The 17,357-nt window shown below is 55.6% G+C and carries 16 protein-coding genes and 1 pseudogene; 8 read left to right on the top strand and 9 right to left on the bottom strand.

Annotated elements, in window-relative coordinates:
- Nucleotides 1-378 precede the first annotated feature (378 nt).
- Nucleotides 379-762: an aspartate 1-decarboxylase autocleavage activator PanM gene (gene panM, locus FN082_RS13725; protein WP_139539039.1), complete on the top strand. Its 384-nt coding sequence runs from the start codon at nt 379-381 to the stop codon at nt 760-762.
- Nucleotides 763-1,032: 270 nt separating this feature from the next.
- Here the strand turns inward: panM and FN082_RS13720 are convergent, their stop codons facing one another.
- Entirely contained in the window at nt 1,033-2,136 is a 1,104-nt protein-coding gene (locus FN082_RS13720; protein WP_139539040.1) for a branched-chain amino acid ABC transporter substrate-binding protein, read from the bottom strand.
- A 317-nt stretch (nt 2,137-2,453) separates the two neighbouring features.
- Nucleotides 2,454-3,719, bottom strand: coding sequence for a 4-aminobutyrate--2-oxoglutarate transaminase (locus FN082_RS13715; protein ID WP_142981792.1), 1,266 nt, complete (start codon nt 3,717-3,719; stop codon nt 2,454-2,456).
- Nucleotides 3,720-3,837: 118 nt separating this feature from the next.
- On the opposite strand from FN082_RS13715, the pseudogene pdxR reads away from it, so the two are divergent.
- A pseudogene (gene pdxR / locus FN082_RS13710) lies at nt 3,838-5,354 on the top strand (MocR-like pyridoxine biosynthesis transcription factor PdxR).
- A 34-nt stretch (nt 5,355-5,388) separates the two neighbouring features.
- Here the strand turns inward: pdxR and rpoH are convergent.
- The 4 genes from rpoH to ftsY form a co-directional block, all read right to left on the bottom strand.
- Nucleotides 5,389-6,243: an RNA polymerase sigma factor RpoH gene (gene rpoH / locus FN082_RS13705; protein ID WP_004106554.1), complete on the bottom strand. Its 855-nt coding sequence runs from the start codon at nt 6,241-6,243 to the stop codon at nt 5,389-5,391.
- Between the two features lie 256 nt (nt 6,244-6,499).
- Entirely contained in the window at nt 6,500-7,558 is a 1,059-nt protein-coding gene (gene ftsX / locus FN082_RS13700; RefSeq protein ID WP_139539043.1) for a permease-like cell division protein FtsX, read from the bottom strand.
- Nucleotides 7,551-8,219 (bottom strand): cell division ATP-binding protein FtsE, encoded by a 669-nt coding sequence (ftsE, locus tag FN082_RS13695; RefSeq protein ID WP_139539044.1) that lies wholly within the window; start codon nt 8,217-8,219, stop codon nt 7,551-7,553. Before ftsE ends, ftsX begins: the two co-directional genes overlap by 8 nt.
- Nucleotides 8,220-8,221: 2 nt before the next feature.
- Nucleotides 8,222-9,796 carry a signal recognition particle-docking protein FtsY gene (ftsY, locus tag FN082_RS13690; protein ID WP_142981790.1) on the bottom strand — a complete coding sequence of 525 codons (1,575 nt, stop codon included), beginning with the start codon at nt 9,794-9,796 and terminating at the stop codon, nt 8,222-8,224.
- 192 nt (nt 9,797-9,988) lie between these two features.
- Between ftsY and rsmD the strand changes: the two genes are divergently transcribed.
- Both rsmD and FN082_RS13680 read left to right on the top strand, forming a co-directional pair.
- Entirely contained in the window at nt 9,989-10,585 is a 597-nt protein-coding gene (rsmD, locus tag FN082_RS13685; RefSeq protein WP_142981789.1) for a 16S rRNA (guanine(966)-N(2))-methyltransferase, read from the top strand.
- Nucleotides 10,575-10,853 (top strand): DUF1145 family protein, encoded by a 279-nt coding sequence (locus FN082_RS13680; protein ID WP_110274894.1) that lies wholly within the window; start codon nt 10,575-10,577, stop codon nt 10,851-10,853. The genes rsmD and FN082_RS13680 overlap by 11 nt, the downstream gene beginning before the upstream one ends.
- Nucleotides 10,854-10,869: 16 nt before the next feature.
- Here FN082_RS13680 and FN082_RS13675 read toward each other — a convergent pair whose 3' ends face one another.
- Nucleotides 10,870-11,229, bottom strand: coding sequence for a DUF2500 domain-containing protein (locus tag FN082_RS13675; protein WP_142463687.1), 360 nt, complete (start codon nt 11,227-11,229; stop codon nt 10,870-10,872).
- Between the two features lie 130 nt (nt 11,230-11,359).
- Here FN082_RS13675 and FN082_RS13670 point away from each other — a divergent pair, with 130 nt between their 5' ends.
- The gene (locus FN082_RS13670) at nt 11,360-11,986 is read left to right on the top strand and encodes a lysoplasmalogenase (RefSeq protein ID WP_139539048.1); all 627 of its coding nucleotides are present in this window, start codon (nt 11,360-11,362) and stop codon (nt 11,984-11,986) included.
- A gap of 78 nt (nt 11,987-12,064) precedes the next feature.
- Nucleotides 12,065-14,269: a Zn(II)/Cd(II)/Pb(II) translocating P-type ATPase ZntA gene (gene zntA / locus FN082_RS13665; RefSeq protein WP_139539049.1), complete on the top strand. Its 2,205-nt coding sequence runs from the start codon at nt 12,065-12,067 to the stop codon at nt 14,267-14,269.
- 92 nt (nt 14,270-14,361) lie between these two features.
- On the opposite strand, the gene tusA is transcribed toward zntA, so the two are convergent.
- A complete protein-coding gene (tusA, locus tag FN082_RS13660; RefSeq protein ID WP_004106582.1) occupies nt 14,362-14,607 on the bottom strand; it encodes a sulfurtransferase TusA in 246 nt (81 codons plus the stop codon).
- Nucleotides 14,608-14,773: 166 nt separating this feature from the next.
- Between tusA and FN082_RS13655 the strand changes: the two genes are divergently transcribed.
- Entirely contained in the window at nt 14,774-15,439 is a 666-nt protein-coding gene (locus FN082_RS13655; protein WP_142463689.1) for a 7-cyano-7-deazaguanine/7-aminomethyl-7-deazaguanine transporter, read from the top strand.
- 73 nt (nt 15,440-15,512) lie between these two features.
- Nucleotides 15,513-16,070, top strand: a complete 558-nt coding sequence (locus tag FN082_RS13650; protein ID WP_139539050.1) for a DcrB family lipoprotein — start codon at nt 15,513-15,515, stop codon at nt 16,068-16,070.
- On the opposite strand, the gene FN082_RS13645 is transcribed toward FN082_RS13650, so the two are convergent.
- Entirely contained in the window at nt 16,071-17,291 is a 1,221-nt protein-coding gene (locus FN082_RS13645; protein WP_142463690.1) for an MFS transporter, read from the bottom strand.
- Nucleotides 17,292-17,357 lie beyond the last annotated feature (66 nt).

The raw sequence follows: 17,357 nt of genomic DNA, 5'->3' as shown, positions 1-17,357 counted from the left end.
TTTTATGGTTAAAAAGCATTCTGTGCTTTTATTAAACAACGCTACTTTTACCATTATCTTTAATGGTTTAGCGAGGTTTTTTGCCTGAATCCAGAGTAAAATCTCTATTTTTCAGGTGATTAAGCAAAGATAATATTCTGTATTTGCGGGAAGATAAACAAAAAAAGTCCAGTAAACAGCATAAAATAACGATACATAAGGCGGAATAAAACGCTACATGTTAGGTTAAAATTCTGCTTATTTTTCGATCCATGATGAATTGCTCTACCCTGCCCCATCCAGGAAAACGAATCCCCTGATGAATACGCAAAAAACGGCGCTCCGTCTGACAGTGAATTTAGATACACTGGCGCATCTGTTTTAACTGGACCCCCGCGCATGAAACTGACCATTATTCGTTTACAACACTTCAGCGATCAGGATCGTATCGACTTAGGGAAAATCTGGCCGTCGCAGGATCTCGCCGCGCTGACTTTGGATGATAACCAGCGCATTTATGCCGCCCGTTTTAACGAGCGCCTGCTGGGAGCGGTTCGCGTAACGCTGAGCGGCGTCGCGGGCGAGCTAAACGCGCTGTGTGTGCGTGAAGTGACCCGCCGTCGCGGCGTCGGGCAATATTTAGTGGAAGAAGCGATGCGGGATAACCCGGAAATCAGCAGTTGGTGTATTGCAGATGCTGGCGTGGAAGACCGCAGCGTAATGGCGGCGTTTATGCAGGCGCTGGGATTTAGCGCACAAACGGGCGGTTGGGAAAAACGCTAAAAGTAGCCCGGGTAAGCGCAGCGCGACCCGGGAAGAAACCGCACCAATGCATCAACCCCGGCGCATTCCCCGGGTTGCGGCGTAAACGCCTTACCCGGGCTACCAACTGCCCTCACCTATACGAAGACGCAAGGAGCCACTGATTTAACCAAGAATTTCGCGTTGCAGAAAGGCGGCAAGACCCGAAATCCCCGGGAGCTTACATCAGTAAGTGACCGGGGTTGAGGGACGCGGCCAACGCATCTGCGGCGCGAAAGGCGCAGGTTAAATTTATTTGGCGTCGGTCGCAGTACCGTTAGCATGCCAGGTAAACACGCCGAACTCGAAGCCTTTCAGGTCGCCTTTTTCATTCCAGGAGAGCGGCCCCATCACGGTCTCGACCGTCGCTCCCTTCAGATACTTAGCGATTTCAGCCGGATCTTCAGACTGATTCAGGCCCGCTTCCAGAGATTGCAGCGCGGCATAAGTGGTCCACACGAACGCGCCGCTCGGATCTTGTTTCTTCGCTTTGATAGCGTCGACGATCGGTTTGTTAGCCGGAACCTGATCATAGTTCTTCGGCTTAGTCACCAGCATACCCTCCGCAGAAGCGCCAGCAATGTTAGACAGCGACACGTTCGCTACCCCTTCTGGACCCATAAACTGGGTTTTCAGGCCAGCGGCGCGGGACTGACGCAGGATCTGCCCCATCTCCGGGTGGTAACCGCCGTAGTAGACAAAGTCGATATTTTCTTTCTTCAGACGTGCAACCAGGGTAGAGAAGTCTTTCTCACCGGCGGTAATGCCATCAAAGAACACCACGTTGGCACCGCCTTTCTTCAGGTTGTCCTGCACCGCACGAGCCAGGCCCTCGCCATACTGCTGCTTATCGTGGACAATCGCGATGCGCTGCGGTTTGACGGTTTCCAGAATATATTTGGCCGCAGTTGGCCCCTGGTCAGAGTCAAGACCGGTGGTACGCAGAATCAGGTGATAGCCGCGAGCGGTCAGCTCCGGAGCAGTAGCCGCCGGGGTGATCATCAGCACGCCTTCGTCTTCATAAATATCAGACGCCGGCTGAGTGGAAGAAGAGCACAGGTGACCAATAACGTACTTGATGCCATCGTTAATGACTTTGTTTGCCACAGCAACCGCTTGTTTTGGATCACAGGCGTCGTCGTATTTTACCATCTGCAGCTTATTGCCTTTGATACCGCCTTTGGCGTTGATATCAGCAATGGCCTGCTCTGCCCCAGTAAACTCCTGGTCACCATACTGCGCTACCGGGCCAGACATCGCGCCAACAACGGCCACTTTAATGTCTTCGGCCATTGCCGCACCGCTCATGATTAAGGCAATACATCCTGCCAGTAACGCTTTACCCTTCATATTCATCCTGAGGCTCCCCATTATTATGGTTTTTGCATTTGTTGTGATGTTGTTTACTAGCGCATTATTCTAATTAGACACATAAGAAAAGCATATGATAGTTAGATTAGGGTCTGCCGCCTGCGCTTTTGCAGCACACTATGCTAAACATACCGTCATTCAGGAGAATTGGAAACGATAAAATTGCGGGGTATGTAACAGATAAGTGACAAATAAAAATCTGCGCCAAAAGAAAACGTCACGGGCTAAACGATAGACTGGATGTATATAACGCTTGCGGATAATGAGTCTGCGGCAGCATCAACCACCGCAGACGGAGAGAATTAGTTCTTCAGGATGCGGGCCAGAATATCCAGCGCCTTAGTAAACTGCGCATCCGGAATAGTGAGCGGATAGAGAAAGCGAATCACGTTGCCGTAAACACCACAGCTCAGCAGCAGCAGGCCATTTTCCTGGGCTTTTTGCTGGATCTGGCGGGTGATTTCCGCCGACGGTTCACCTGTTTGCGGATCGTTAAACTCTACCGCCACCATCGAACCCTGTCCACGAACGTCAGCGATCGCCGGGCAGCTCTGACGTGCTTGATTCAACACTTCTTTTAGATGGCTACCTAGCTGCTCGGCGCGCTGACACAGTTGCTCTTCCTCAATGACGTCCAGTACCGCATGCGCTGCCGCAACTGCCAGCGGGTTACCGGCATAGGTGCCACCCAGGCCGCCCGGCGCTGGAGCATCCATCACCTCGGCGCGACCAACTACACCAGAAAGCGGGAAGCCACCGGCGAGGCTTTTGGCCATGGTCATCAGGTCAGGCTTCACATCATAGTGCTGCATCGCAAAGAGTTTGCCGGTACGCGCAAAGCCGGTTTGTACTTCATCGGCAATCAGCAAAATGCCGTGGGTATCGCACAGCGCGCGCAGAGCCTGCATAAAATCAGACGGTGCAACGTTAAAACCGCCTTCGCCCTGAATCGGCTCCAGCACAATCGCCGCGACCTGGTCTGCTGCAATATCGGCTTTGAAAATGCGCTCAAGGCTTTTCATCGCGTCGGCGGTAGTAATACCGTGAGTGGCGTTTGGATAGACGGCGTGATAAACCGAGCCAGGGAACGGGCCAAAGCCAATCTTATAGGGGGCCACTTTGCCGGTCAGCGCCATGGTCATAAAGGTACGCCCGTGGAAACCGCCGCCAAAGGTGATCAACCCCGGACGTCGAGTATAAGCGCGAGCAATCTTCACCGCGTTTTCAACCGCTTCCGCACCGGTGGTAAAGAACGCGGTTTTCGCCGAGCCATCAATCGGCGCCAGGTCGTTAATACGTTCAGCCAGGGTGACATAGCTCTCATATGGGACAATCTGATAAGCGGTATGGGTAAATGCCTGTAGTTGCTGTTCAACTGCGGCAACCACTTTTGGATGACGATGACCAGTGTTCAGCACCGCAATACCGGCGGCAAAATCAATCACCTCATTGCCTTCAAGATCCCACAACGTAGCGTTCTCTGCTTTCTCAACAAAGTAGCTGCACATCACCCCTACACCGCGTGGAGTCGCCAGCTGGCGACGCTGATTCAGTTCTGAACTTTTCACCCGAGAATCTCCTGTCATGTGTGTCACGCTATCGCAACAAATTCGAAACCATGTCGTTTATTTACACAGGATTTGGCTCTACAATCGAGTACCAATTCAGATTATCTGAGGGATCCAATTGCGCTCGCTCGTCGCAGACCTGGTACTGGTCAGATTGCAGGAAGAAACAGACCCACTCCTGCATAAACGTCTTTATAAGGCGATTCGTCGCTCAATTCTGGACGGTTCTCTACCGCCCCATAGCCGCCTGCCCCCCTCACGAGATCTGGCCGGGGAGTTACGAATATCACGCAACACAATTTTAACAGTTTACGAACAACTGCTTGCGGAGGGATATGTCGTTTCCCGCCGTGGTAGCGGGACGTTTGTGGCAAAAACGCTGCCTGATATGTTCCCTTCCGCAAGCAGTGCCAATGAAAACAGCGCCATGCCTGCTACAACAGCGCATATCTCCCGACGCGGTCAGCATCTACTGAGTCACGTTAGCGCCAGCCCTCGTCAGTGGGGAGCTTTTATCCCCGGCGTACCGGACGTCAACGCCTTCCCCCACCCGCTATTCAGTAAAATTCAGGCGCGCATCAGCCGCCGCCCGAAACCGGAACAACTTAGCTATAGCTGCAATGGCGGCACGCCCGAACTGCAACATGCGCTGGTAGACTACTTAAGAGTAGCGCGCGGCGTGCAGTGTCAGGCAGATCAGATTCTTATTACTGAAGGGATCCACCAGGCCATCGACCTGGTCACCCGTATGCTGTGCGACAACGGCGATCTCGCCTGGGTCGAAGAACCGTCTTATTGGGGTATTCGCCACGTGCTGGCGATGAATGAAGTACGAGCAGAACCGATTACCGTTGATGCCAATGGCCTGTGTCCGCCCGACACCATCGCCGAAGCCCCAGGGCTTATCTTCGTCACGCCATCCCATCAGTATCCGCTCGGTGCGGTGATGAGCCTGGAACGTCGGCAGCGGCTGCTGGCGCTGGCTCATCAGCACGGAAGCTGGATTGTGGAGGATGACTACGACAGCGAGTTTCGCTTTTCCGGCCAGCCGATACCGGCTCTTCAGGGCCTGGCTCCCGAAGCGCCGGTGGTCTACGTCGGCACGTTCAGTAAGACGCTCTATCCGGGACTGCGGCTAGGCTATGTGGTGCTTCCCCGACCGCTGACGGCTGAACTCAAAAACGCCCATGCCGAACTGTATCGCGGTGGTCACTCGCTGATCCAGCTGGCGCTGGCGGAGTTTATCAACGCCGGTCATTACTCGGCGCATATTCGCCGTATGCGCCTGCTGTACAGCCGCCGCCGCATCTTTTTGACCGAGCTGATTCAGCAATATTGCGGCCCGCACGCACTATCGGATTTTAGCGATAATGCCGGACTGCATCTGATTCTGAATTTGCCGGATGAGGCGGATGACGTGGCGATTGCTCAGGACGCGAACAAGCACAATATTCTCGTGCGTCCGCTATCTCGCTACTACCTGACGGCACAACGTAAGAAAGGGTTATTGATGGGTTTTGCCTCCCAGCCTGAAGCGCAGATGGAACCGGCGTTCAAAATCCTGCTCGAGTGCCTGCAAATGCACTGCCCACAGGCGCTGGTTGAGGGCTGAAAAAACAAAACGCCCCAACGTAATGTGGGGCGTTATCGGGGGAAGCTGACGCTCAGATTAGGCTTCGATAGCAGCGCGCAGTTTTTTCATTGCGTTCTTTTCAAGCTGACGTACACGTTCGGCCGAAACGCCGTAGCGATCCGCCAGCTCCTGCAGCGTGGACTTGTTGTCTTCGTCCAGCCAGCGGGCGCGGATGATATCCTGGCTGCGCTCGTCGAGACCCTGCATCGCGTCAGTCAGCTTATTCGCCGCCTGCTCTTCCCAGTTATCGTCTTCAATGCCGTCAGCAAAGTTAGACGTTTTATCCTGCAGATAGAGCACCGGAGCCATCGGCTGGCTATCGGATTCATCATCTGAAGACATATCAAAGGTCATGTCCTGCGCCGCCATACGTGACTCCATCTCACGCACGTCTTTGCTCGACACGCCCAGCTCACGGGCAACCATTTCCACTTCATCCTGGTTGAACCAGCCCAGACGCTGCTTAGTTTTACGCAGGTTAAAGAACAGCTTACGCTGCGCTTTAGTGGTCGCGACCTTCACGATACGCCAGTTACGCAGTACGTATTCGTGAATTTCCGCTTTGATCCAGTGCACGGCGAAGGAAACCAGGCGCACACCCACTTCCGGGTTAAAACGGCGCACGGCTTTCATCAGGCCGATATTACCTTCCTGAATCAAATCCGCCTGCGGCAGGCCATAGCCCGAGTAATTACGAGCAATATGAACAACAAAGCGCAGGTGAGACAGGATCAGCTTTTTCGCTGCTTCCAGATCGCCCTGGTAATGCAGCTTTTCAGCAAGCTCCCGCTCTTCATCAGCCGATAACATCGGCCAAGTGTTAGCTGCCCGGATGTACGATTCCAGGTTACCAACGGGGGCTAAGGCTAAAGTTTGCATATCTTTGGTCATTCAAATCCTCTCAATCGATATCTTCTGGCATCATTCTGTTCTCACAAAGGAGCAACAACCATGCCAGCATTGATGAGCAACGAGAATATCACTCACATTAGTATCAGACAGTGATTTTATCCACAAGTTCCATGCAATGATGTGAATAGATTACGCACAAAATGTGACATGGAGATGAAGTTTAGGGAAAAGCCGACAGGGACTCTTTCCCTGCAGAGAGATATTCAGTGCAGGGAAAGATTATACCAGATTTTTACTACTCGGGAGTAAAGTGACGTAAATGTTGTACGGTTGCCAGCCAGGCCGCGACCCAGCCAATCATTGAACAAACCAGCAGCATCAGCAGGCATTCATCGAAGCCTAATCCACTGAGTTCGAACTGGGTACCGAACACTTTCGCCACTTCGGTGACCGCCGACGACAGCCGCATCACCATAATTTCTGACAGAATCAGCGACAAAAATGCGCCGGAGAAACCTAACAGCGCGCCGCCGTACAGGAATGGACGCAGAATAAAGCCATCGGTCGCGCCAATAAGTTTCTGCACATTGATAGTATCGCGACGGGCAAAGATGCTTAAACGCACGCTGTTGCCGATAACCAGGAATACCGCCGCAATCATCAGCACGCCGATCATCGCCGAAACGCGCCCAACCAGCCCGGTCAACGACGAGAGCCGCGCAAACCAGCTATCATCCATACGCACTTCATCAACGCCCTGAACATGACTCACCCGGTCACGCAGCGTGTTCAGCGCCTCAACGCTCTGGAAATCAATCTTCGGTACCACAATCGCGACCGCCGGCAGCGGGTTTTCTTCCAGCATATCCAGCGCACCGCCAAAACCCGACCAGTTACGGAACTCGCCAAGGGCTTCATCGCGCGACAGGTAGTTTACCTTTTCCACGCCCTGCTCGGCCTGTAGCTGACCGACGACTCGCGCGGCGGCATCGTCATCCAGCGTTTTTTCCAGATAGACGGTGATTTGCGGTGTCGGATAATACTGCGTCGCGGCGGTGCTGACGTTTTTGTACACCATGTAGCACACGCTTGGCAGGGTCAGCGAAATGGCGATCACCATCACCGTCAGGAACGTCGCCAGCGGCGTGCTTTTCAGATCCTGAAGCGCACCGTTCCAGGCGTAGCGCACCTGTTCATTAAACACGTTGCTCTTACGGGAAGCCGGGTTCGGCGCCGATTTTGGCCGCTTCGGCGCATTGCGCCCGCCGCTACCGCCCGCTCCACCCGTATTACGGAAACGGTCGAATCGATTGCCGAACCGGCGAATGTGGTTCATTGCCTCGCGTTTATTCACCGATGCGGCCTCCATGCATATGCCCGTCGCTGAGGGACAGGACGCGGTACGGACGACTGGAGATAAGCCCCAGGGCATGCGTCGCCATCAGAACCGTCACCCCAACGCGGTTGAACTCTTCAAACAGACGTAAGATCCCTTCCGACAGCGCTTCATCGAGGTTACCGGTCGGTTCATCCGCCAGCAGGACCGCAGGTTTGTTCACCACCGCGCGGGCAATACCCACGCGCTGCTGTTCACCACCAGAAAGTTGGATCGGAAGGTTTTTCGCTTTGTCCAGCAGCCCGACTTTATCCAGCGCCGCCGATACGCGACGACGAATATCATCGCCGCTGGCGCCCGCAATAATCAGTGGGATCGCCACGTTATCGTAAACGGTACGGTCCATCAGCAGATGGTGGTCCTGGAAAATCATGCCAATCTGACGGCGCAAAAACGGCACTTCGCGGCTTTTCAGGCGGCTAATATCATGGCCGCCGAACAGGATTTTCCCGGCGCTGGGCCGCTCAATACCGCAGATAAGCTTCAGCAGGGTGCTTTTCCCCGCGCCGGAATGGCCGGTCAGAAACGCCATCTCGCCCGCCTGCAGGTGGAAAGTCACCCCCTGTAGCGCTTGTCTCCCACCGAGATAGGCTTTGCTGACTTGTTCAAAGCGAATCATTTTTAATCCTCTCGGGCAAAAAGTGCCTCAATAAAGTCGCCCGCATTAAACGGACGCAGGTCCTCAATTCGTTCGCCAACACCAATGTAGCGAATCGGAATACTGAACTGGTCAGCAACCGAGAAGATAACCCCGCCCTTGGCGGTACCATCCAGCTTAGTCAAGGTAATACCGGTCAGTCCAACCGCTTCATGGAACAGTTTGGCCTGGCTAATCGCATTCTGCCCGGTGCTGGCGTCAATGGTCAGCATGACCTCATGAGGCGCATCGACATCCAGTTTTTTCATGACGCGGACGATCTTCTTCAGTTCTTCCATCAGATGCGATTTATTCTGCAGACGACCCGCGGTATCAGCAATCAGGACGTCAATATTGCGCGCCTTCGCCGCCTGGATAGCATCGAAAATCACCGATGCGGAATCAGCACCGGTATGCTGCGCAATCACCGGAATATTGTTACGTTGCCCCCAAACCTGGAGCTGTTCGACGGCTGCCGCGCGGAAGGTATCTCCTGCCGCCAGCATCACCGATTTGCCCTGCTGCTCGAACTGCCGCGCCAGCTTGCCAATGGTGGTTGTCTTACCGACGCCGTTGACGCCGACCATCAGAATAACAAACGGCGTTTTGCCTTCAACGTTCAGCGGCTCATCCACTTTAGCGAGAATATCGCCCATCTCTTCTTTCAGCAGGCCGTACAGCGCCTCGGCGTCGCGCAGCTGTTTGCGACTGGCACCCTCGGTAAGATTGGTAATGATCTTACGGGTGGTTTCCACGCCAACATCGGCAATCAGCAGCTGCTCTTCCAGCTCTTCAAACAGATCATCGTCGATTTTCTTACCGCGGAACAGACTGATAAATCCGGAACCGAGGTTTTGTTTGGTTTTCACCAGGCTGCGCTTGAGGCGAGCGAAGAAACCTTCTTTGGTCGGCTTTTCCTGCTCTAACGGCGCGACAACCTCTTCGTCCGGCACCACTTCAACAGCATTTTCTGCCGCATCAGCCGCTGCCAGAGCCTGCGCTTCCAGCTCTTCGTCGGTGATTTCGGTTTCTTCTACCGGCTCAACGATTTCCGGCTCTTCAGCGACAGCCTCTTCAACTTCTTCAACTTCTTCAACTTCTTCAACTTCTTCAACTTCTTCAACTTCTTCAACTTCTTCAACTACGACTGCTTCCGGTTCGGCAATCACCTCTTCCGGCGTGTGTTCCACAACGGCTTCAGCAACCACCGGCTCAGCAATGACTTCCTCAACCAGAGGCTCTGCAGCTATCTCTTCTACTGCTGGCTGTTCAGCAATTTCCTCAACAACCGGAGATTCGACAACCACCTGTGGCTGTTCGCTTTCCACAACCTGCTCGGTCACCTCAACCACATCAGCGGCAAAAGCGTCGGCGTCTGGTTTCTCCACCTCAGGTACATCGATCGTTTCAGGCGCAACCGCAGGCGCTTCGCTTCCCGCAGCCTGTTCTTCAACTTCTTGCTGGGCTTCTACTTTTTGTTCTGTTTCGCTTTCCTGCGCCTGCTCTTTTTGTCCAAAGCCCAGCCAGGAAAAGAAGCCACGTTTTTTGTCTTTCGCCATTTGCGACTACACTCCTCGCTGTTAATTCATGGCACAGCTTCGGCCTGTTGGCAGCGGAAGCTGAAAAATGATGAAATTAGTCGGATAGTCTACCACTTAACTTAACTCGCATCACCGCCCCCGGATTAAGGTTTCGTCAACCGCTATCGATCGTTAGAATAGCAGCCCGGAAGTTGAGACTTGAGCAAAAAGATGAAGAAACCAAACCACGCAGGCAGCGGCCAGATCCGTATTATCGGCGGGCAATGGCGAGGCCGTAAATTACCGGTGCCGGAGAGCCCGGGTCTGCGCCCGACCACCGACCGGGTGCGCGAGACGCTATTTAACTGGCTGGCGCCGTCAATCGTTGACGCGAGCTGCCTCGACTGCTTCGCCGGCAGCGGCGCGCTGGGCCTTGAAGCTCTCTCCCGCTACGCGGCCAACGCCACGCTGCTGGAAATGGAGCGCGGCGTCGCGCAGCAGCTGCAAAAAAATCTGGCGACGCTCAAAGCCAGCAACGGCAAAGTCGTGAATACCAATACCTTAGCGTTTCTTGCTCAGGCGGGCACGCCGCACCATATCGTGTTTGTCGATCCCCCGTTTCGCAAAGGGCTGCTTGAAGAAACGCTAAAGCTGCTGGAAGACAACGGCTGGCTCAGCGATGAAGCGCTCATTTACATTGAGAGTGAAGTCGAAAACGGTTTACCGCCGGTGCCTGCAAGCTGGCATCTGTACCGAGAGAAAGTGGCCGGACAGGTCGCCTACCGCCTCTACCAACGTGAGGCACAAGGAGAAAACCATGCTGATTAATTTTGGCCGCTTGCTGATGCTGTGCGTGTGGGCGTTTTTATTGCTGAATCTGTTTCAACCGTTCCCAAAGCCGCTGAATATCTTCGTTAACGTGGCGCTGATCTTTATGATCCTGATGCACGGTCTGCAGTTGACGCTGCTGAAGGCGACGCAGACGAAAGAGATGCCGCCGCTGGGGCGCTTCGAGCAGGTTCGGATTTTCGTCTTCGGCGTGTTCGAACTGGTCGCCTGGCAAAAAAAGCTCAAGGCGACCCTGAAGAAGAAATAGTGTCGGGCAAAAGCGCTCAGGGGTCCGGTGTAAAACTCACAAACCGCGACCCCTTGTAGCTCAGCATCCCCTTATCGCCAACGCTTAGCGCATGATACTGCGGCGCCTGCAGGCGAAAAACCACTTCCAGCCCGCCAGCTTCCGGCCTGAAGCTGGCTTCATAACGCATCTCGCTGCCAGCAGGCGTCACCGTCTGCTGGCGTGAGCGACGGTCGTTAAGCACCTTCTCTCGCTTATTACTCACCACCACCCGCTTTTGTAACAGCGGCGCGGCTTCGTTCTCCATCTTTTCCCGACGCTGCTGCACATAACGATACGATGCGGCGACCACAATGACGGCAACGGCAACCATAAAAAAAAGCGGAACTTTACTCATTCACCTTGCCCCCAGGAATTATCAGGAATAAGAGTATTACATTGTCATCTTCCGCTGCAAACCACTACACTGAGATTCAGTACCGTAAGTACAATCACTTACTTAATGATAACAGATACAGGGACTTACTATGCTTTGGTCATTTATTGCTGTCTGTTTCTCCGCATGGCTTTACGTCGATGCATCTTATCGTGGACCCGCCTGGCGTCGTTGGGTGTTTAAGCCCGTCACGTTGATCCTGCTTCTGTTACTGGCCTGGCAAGCGCCGATGTTTAACGCCATCAGCTATCTGGTGCTGGCCGGTCTTTGCGCCTCGCTGGTTGGCGATGCGCTCACGTTGCTGCCTCGCCAGCGGGTAATGTACGCCGTGGGAGCGTTCTTTCTCTCGCATCTGCTCTACACCATCTGGTTTGCCAGCCAGCTAACGCTGTCGTTCTTCTGGCCGCTACCGTTGGTGCTGCTGATCCTCGGCGCTCTGCTGCTGGCGATTATCTGGACCCGGCTGGAAGAAATGCGGATGCCGGTGTTCACCTTTATCGGTATGACGCTGGTGATGGTCTGGTTGGCCGGTGAGCTGTGGTTCGCCCGCCCGACAGATACCGCGCTGTCTGGCTTCGTTGGCGCAGCGTTCCTGCTGCTCGGCAACGCGGTCTGGCTCATTAGCCATTACCGTCGCCGGTTCCGCGCTGACAACGCTATCTCCTCGGCGTTTTACTTCGCCGGGCACTTCCTGATCGTCCGCGCGCTTTATTTGTAATTAAGCGCTTGACTCTGGAGTCGACTCCAGAGTGTATCCTTTGGGTAATGAGAAAATTATCATTACCCGGAGGGTCCTATGTCGGCTCCAGAATCGCAGGATAAAAAAGTCCCACACTTCTCATCATTAAAATTTACCCCAGCCGAACAGCCGTCGGAAAGCTGCTGCTCGGACCACGCCTGCAGCACCGAAACCGCCGCTGAAAACGAAGCATTGAATCAGGCACGCTATAGCTGGCTGGTCGAAGGTATGGATTGCGCAGCCTGCGCCCGCAAGGTCGAAACCGCCGTTCGCCAGGTACCGGGGGTCAGCCAGGTTCAGGTGCTGTTTGCCACAGAAAAACTGCTGGTCAACGCCGATGGTGATGTCCGCCCGCAGGTCGAAAGCGCCGTTCGCGCCGCAGGATACAAACTGCGTGATGAAAGCGCTCCGCAGCAAGAGGAACAGACCTCGTGGCTGCGCGAAAATCTGCCGCTTATCACTCTGGTCGTCATGATGGCGCTAAGCTGGGGACTCGAGCAGTTCAACCATCCCTTTGGCGAAATGGCATTCGTAGCCACCACTCTTGTTGGCCTGTGGCCCGTCGCCCGTCAGGCCATTCGCCTGATCAAAAGCGGAAGCTGGTTCGCCATTGAAACCCTGATGAGCGTCGCGGCCATCGGTGCGCTGTTTATCGGTGCGACCGCCGAAGCGGCAATGGTGCTGCTGCTGTTCTTGATTGGCGAGCGTCTTGAAGGCTGGGCCGCCAGCCGCGCGCGTCAGGGGGTTAGCGCATTGATGGCGCTGAAACCCGACACGGCAATCCGCGTTCGCGATGGCGTCCGTGAAACCGTCGCCCAGCGCGACCTGCGCCCTGGCGACGTGATTGAAGTCGCCGCCGGGGGCCGCCTGCCTGCCGATGGCCAGCTGTTGTCGCCCTTCGCCAGCTTTGATGAAAGCGCTTTGACCGGAGAGTCCGTACCGGTTGAACGTCACGCCGGTGAACGGGTAGCGGCTGGCGCAACCAGCGTCGATCGCCTGATCCAGCTGACGGTTATTTCCGAACCGGGCGATAGCGCCATCGACCGTATTCTTAAGCTCATTGAAGAAGCGGAAGAACGCCGCGCGCCGATTGAGCGTTTTATCGATCGCTTTAGCCGTATTTATACTCCAGCGATTATGGTCGTCGCCCTGCTGGTCGCCATTGTGCCACCGCTGCTGTTTGCCGGCGCCTGGCTGCCGTGGATCTATAAAGGCTTAACGCTGCTGCTGATCGGCTGCCCTTGCGCCCTGGTCATCTCCACCCCGGCGGCGATTACCTCCGGGCTGGCGGTAGCGGCGCGTCGCGGCGCGCTGATTAAGGGCGGCGCGGCGCTGGAGCAGTTAGGACGCGTGCGCCAGGTCGCGTTTGATAAAACCGGCACCCTGACCATCGGCCAGCCGCGCGTGACCGCCGTTATCACCACCGCGGACATCGCCGAAAACGATCTGCTGTCGCTGGCGGCGGCCGTGGAGCAAGGCTCCAGCCACCCGTTAGCTCAGGCCGTGGTGCGGGAGGCAGAACAACGCCAGCTCGCCATCCCAGAAGCGCACGCCCAGCGCGCGCTGGCCGGTTCCGGCATTGAGGCGCAAGTCGACGGTCGTCGGGTGCTGATTTGCGCCGCCGGTAAAAATAGCGACCCGCAGTATGAGGAACGTATTCAGCAACTGGAGGGGGCCGGGCAAACCGTGGTGCTGGTGATGCGCGATGAGAGACTGCTGGGGATCCTGGCGCTACGCGATACGCTGCGTGATGATGCCCGCCAGGCGGTGGATGAACTCCATCAGCTAGGCGTTCAGGGGATCATCCTGACCGGCGATAACCCGCGCGCGGCGGCGGCCATCGCCAGCCAGCTGGGTCTGGAGTTCCGCGCCGGGCTGCTACCTGCGGATAAAGTGCAGGCGGTGATGGCGCTTAATGCACAAGCGCCGCTGGCGATGGTCGGCGACGGCATCAACGACGCTCCGGCGATGAAAGCGGCGACGATTGGTATCGCCATGGGCAGCGGTACCGACGTGGCCCTGGAGACCGCCGACGCAGCGTTAACCCACAACCGCCTCACCGGGCTAGCACAGATGATTTCACTGGCCCGAGCCACCCACGCCAACATCCGACAGAACATTGCTATCGCGCTAGGTCTGAAGGCGATTTTCCTCGTCACCACCCTGCTCGGCCTGACCGGCCTGTGGCTGGCGGTGCTGGCGGACACCGGGGCGACGGTGCTGGTCACCGCCAACGCGCTGCGATTGTTGCGTAAGAAGTAAACAGAAATGCCCCGGGGGCGACGCCTGGCACGGTCTGTTTTTTGTAGCCCGGACAGGTGCGCAGCACCGCCTCCGGGGAAACCTGAAGCAGCTCAGTGGCTTTTACGAATCAGATAACGGTACGGCAGCGCCTCGGTTTCCTGCGCCAGCAGCTCGTGCTCCATAAAGCGGCAGAAACCGGGAATATCGCGGGTGGTCGCCGGATCGTCGGCCACGATTAGCAGCGTCTCGCCTACCGGCATCGTACGCACGGTCTTGCGCACCATCATCACCGGTTCCGGGCAACGAAGCCCCTGCGCATCAAGCGTATGGTCAGGGCTGGAGAAAAGTTCGCTCATTTTCATCTCACATTAATAAAACGGCCCTAGTTTACCCCCAGTTCAGCAGTACGCAAGCCAGGTTAACGTTTGCGCGAAAAACAACCATTGCATTACGCACGTAACGCAGTATCATGCAGCCGTTTTTATTGGGTTCCCTCACCCCAACCACTAAAAAGGTCACAATATGAGTCCGTTTACTTCTATTCAGCGTAAAAAAGCGCTGATCTGGCTATCGCTTTTCCATCTGCTGGTCATCACCTCCAGTAACTATCTGGTGCAGCTACCGATCTCCATCTTTGGTTTTCATACCACTTGGGGCGCGTTCAGCTTTCCGTTTATTTTCCTCGCCACCGATCTCACGGTGCGGATTTTCGGCGCTCCGCTGGCACGCCGTATTATCCTCGCGGTCATGATCCCGGCGCTGGTGATCTCCTATGGCGTTTCTGCGCTGTTTTACATGGGTGAATGGCAGGGCTTTGCCGCATTAACCAGCTTTAACCTGTTTGTCGCCCGTATCGCCGCCGCCAGCTTTATGGCCTATGCGCTGGGGCAAATCCTCGACGTCCACGTCTTTAACCGCCTGCGTCAAAACCGTCGCTGGTGGCTGGCGCCGACGGCATCGACCCTTTTCGGTAACGTCAGCGATACGCTGGCCTTCTTCTTTATCGCCTTCTGGCGCAGCCCGGACCCGTTTATGGCGGCGCACTGGGGAGAAATCGCTATCGTCGATTACTGTTTCAAGGTACTGATTAGCATCGTTTTCTTCCTGCCAATGTACGGCATGTTGTTGAATATGCTGCTGAAAAAGCTGGCAGATAAATCTGATTTATCGGCATTGCAGCCAGGTTAAGAGTACTCACGAAACGATGTGATAAGATAAGCAAATGAGCCGTTAATGGCCGTTTATCGAAAGGAAGATGTCAATGCGCAATTTGGTTAAATATGTCGGTATTGGCCTGCTGGTTATGGGGCTTGCGGCCTGTGATAACAGCGACACAAAAACGCCGACTGCCGGGGCTGCTGCAGAAAGTAACACCAGCGGGCAACCTATTAGTCTGCTGGATGGCAAACTGAGCTTCTCCCTGCCTGCGGGTATGACTGACCAGAGCGGCAAGCTGGGCACCCAGGCCAACAACATGCATGTCTATTCTGATGCCACTGGTCAGAAAGCGGTCATCGTGATTGTCGGCGACAGCACCAATGAAGACCTGGCCGTCATGGCGCAACGTCTGGAAGAGCAGCAGCGCAGTCGCGATCCGCAGCTGCAGGTCGTGACCAATAAATCCGTTGAGATTAAAGGCCACACTCTGCAACAGCTGGACAGCATTATCTCTGCTAAGGGTCAGACCGCATGGTCTTCCGTACTCCTCGGCAAGGTTGACGACAAACTGCTGACCCTGCAGGTCACGCTACCGGCGGATAACCAGCAGCAGGCGCAGACCGAAGCGGAAAACATCATCAACACCCTCGTCATTCAGTAACTACTGGCCTGACGCTACGGCCTCCGGTTCACCGACCGGGGGCCGTTTTTTTAACCGCCATCCCAGCAGCAGCGCCACTGCAACTAACCCCGCCGTCGCCAGATAAATCGATGAAATCCCCGCCCACGCCATCAACAGACCGGCAAGCGGACCGGTGATCCCCAGTGAAAGATCCATAAATACCGTATAGGTTGCCAGCGCCGACCCCTGGTTCTGCTGCGGTACCGCTTTCACCGCCACCACGCCAAGCGCCGGGAACACGAGAGAAAAGCCCGCACCGGCCAGGAAAGTACCGATTTTCGCCATCAGCGGCGTCTCTGCCAGTCCCACCAGCAGCAGCCCGATAATCTCTACCACAAAGCAGATCATCGCCACGTTCAGCCCGCCAAGACGATTAATCCCATTGGGGAACAACAGACGAGTGCCGACAAACGCGCAGCTAAACAGCGTTAACGCGAAGGCTGCGCCATCCCAGCCTTTGGCGTCATAAAACAGGGTGATAAAGGTGGCGATAACGCCAAAACCGGCCGAGGCCAGGGCCAGCGCCATCCCGTAGAGCCAGACCCGTCCCAGCACCGCGCGAAACGACATCGCCTTGCCCTTGCCCGCTTTCACCGCTGCGCGCGGCAGTGCGCAAAGTACCGCCACCAGCGCCACCGCCATAATGGTGAACGCCAGACCGTGCAGGCCGATTAGGGAATAACAAAGCACGCCGAGCGGTGCGCCCATCGCCATTGCACCGTAGGTCACAATTCCGTTCCAGGAAATAACGCGCCCAATGTGCAACGAACCAACCACCCCGACGCCCCACAGCGTTGATCCGGTTCCCGCAAAGCTCTGCCCGATTCCCAGAATAATGCGCCCAAGGCACAGCAGCGACAGGCTAACAATGGGCCAGCCGCCGCTGAACGCCGCCAGCAGGTAGCACAACCCGCTCAGAAAGCAGCCGCACAGGCCAAAAACGACGACTTTTTTCGGCCCCAGCAGGTCGGCGTAGCGCCCGGCGTGAGGGCGGCTAAGCAACGTAGCGAAGTACTGAAGGCTAATCACCAGCCCGGCCCAGAAGGCGCTAAAGCCCATCACATCATGGACATAGCCTGGCAACACCGCCAGCGGCAGGCCAATGGTCAGATAGCTGGCAAAGTTAAAGATAACCACCGAGACAATCCGCAGATTGAGACGCAGTCCATTGAGTGCCGGTTCGGCAGCGGCTTCAGGCATGGGTTCCACCAGTTTTTTACAACAGTGTTTCATTTTTACCATGCTGCACGCTTTAAATCAGCAGCC

The sequence above is a fragment of the Klebsiella spallanzanii genome, assembly GCF_902158555.1.
In the GTDB taxonomy this organism is placed as follows: domain Bacteria; phylum Pseudomonadota; class Gammaproteobacteria; order Enterobacterales; family Enterobacteriaceae; genus Klebsiella; species Klebsiella spallanzanii.
Note: the sequence above shows the minus strand (reverse complement) of the source record. Positions and strands in the feature narration are given on the sequence as shown.

Excerpts from the sequence above, each read along its gene's own strand:
- FN082_RS13720 (WP_139539040.1), bottom strand. The coding sequence starts at position 2,136 with ATGAATATGAAGGGTAAAGCGTTACTGGCAGGATGTATTGCCTTAATC.
- FN082_RS13655 (WP_142463689.1), top strand. The coding sequence starts at position 14,774 with ATGAGTCCGTTTACTTCTATTCAGCGTAAAAAAGCGCTGATCTGGCTA.
- FN082_RS13680 (WP_110274894.1), top strand. The coding sequence starts at position 10,575 with ATGCTGATTAATTTTGGCCGCTTGCTGATGCTGTGCGTGTGGGCGTTT.
- FN082_RS13645 (WP_142463690.1), bottom strand. The coding sequence starts at position 17,291 with ATGCCTGAAGCCGCTGCCGAACCGGCACTCAATGGACTGCGTCTCAAT.
- tusA (WP_004106582.1), bottom strand. The coding sequence starts at position 14,607 with ATGAGCGAACTTTTCTCCAGCCCTGACCATACGCTTGATGCGCAGGGG.
- zntA (WP_139539049.1), top strand. The coding sequence starts at position 12,065 with ATGTCGGCTCCAGAATCGCAGGATAAAAAAGTCCCACACTTCTCATCA.
- FN082_RS13650 (WP_139539050.1), top strand. The coding sequence starts at position 15,513 with ATGCGCAATTTGGTTAAATATGTCGGTATTGGCCTGCTGGTTATGGGG.
- FN082_RS13675 (WP_142463687.1), bottom strand. The coding sequence starts at position 11,229 with ATGAGTAAAGTTCCGCTTTTTTTTATGGTTGCCGTTGCCGTCATTGTG.
- panM (WP_139539039.1), top strand. The coding sequence starts at position 379 with ATGAAACTGACCATTATTCGTTTACAACACTTCAGCGATCAGGATCGT.
- FN082_RS13670 (WP_139539048.1), top strand. The coding sequence starts at position 11,360 with ATGCTTTGGTCATTTATTGCTGTCTGTTTCTCCGCATGGCTTTACGTC.
- rpoH (WP_004106554.1), bottom strand. The coding sequence starts at position 6,243 with ATGACCAAAGATATGCAAACTTTAGCCTTAGCCCCCGTTGGTAACCTG.
- rsmD (WP_142981789.1), top strand. The coding sequence starts at position 9,989 with ATGAAGAAACCAAACCACGCAGGCAGCGGCCAGATCCGTATTATCGGC.
- ftsE (WP_139539044.1), bottom strand. The coding sequence starts at position 8,219 with ATGATTCGCTTTGAACAAGTCAGCAAAGCCTATCTCGGTGGGAGACAA.
- ftsY (WP_142981790.1), bottom strand. The coding sequence starts at position 9,796 with ATGGCGAAAGACAAAAAACGTGGCTTCTTTTCCTGGCTGGGCTTTGGA.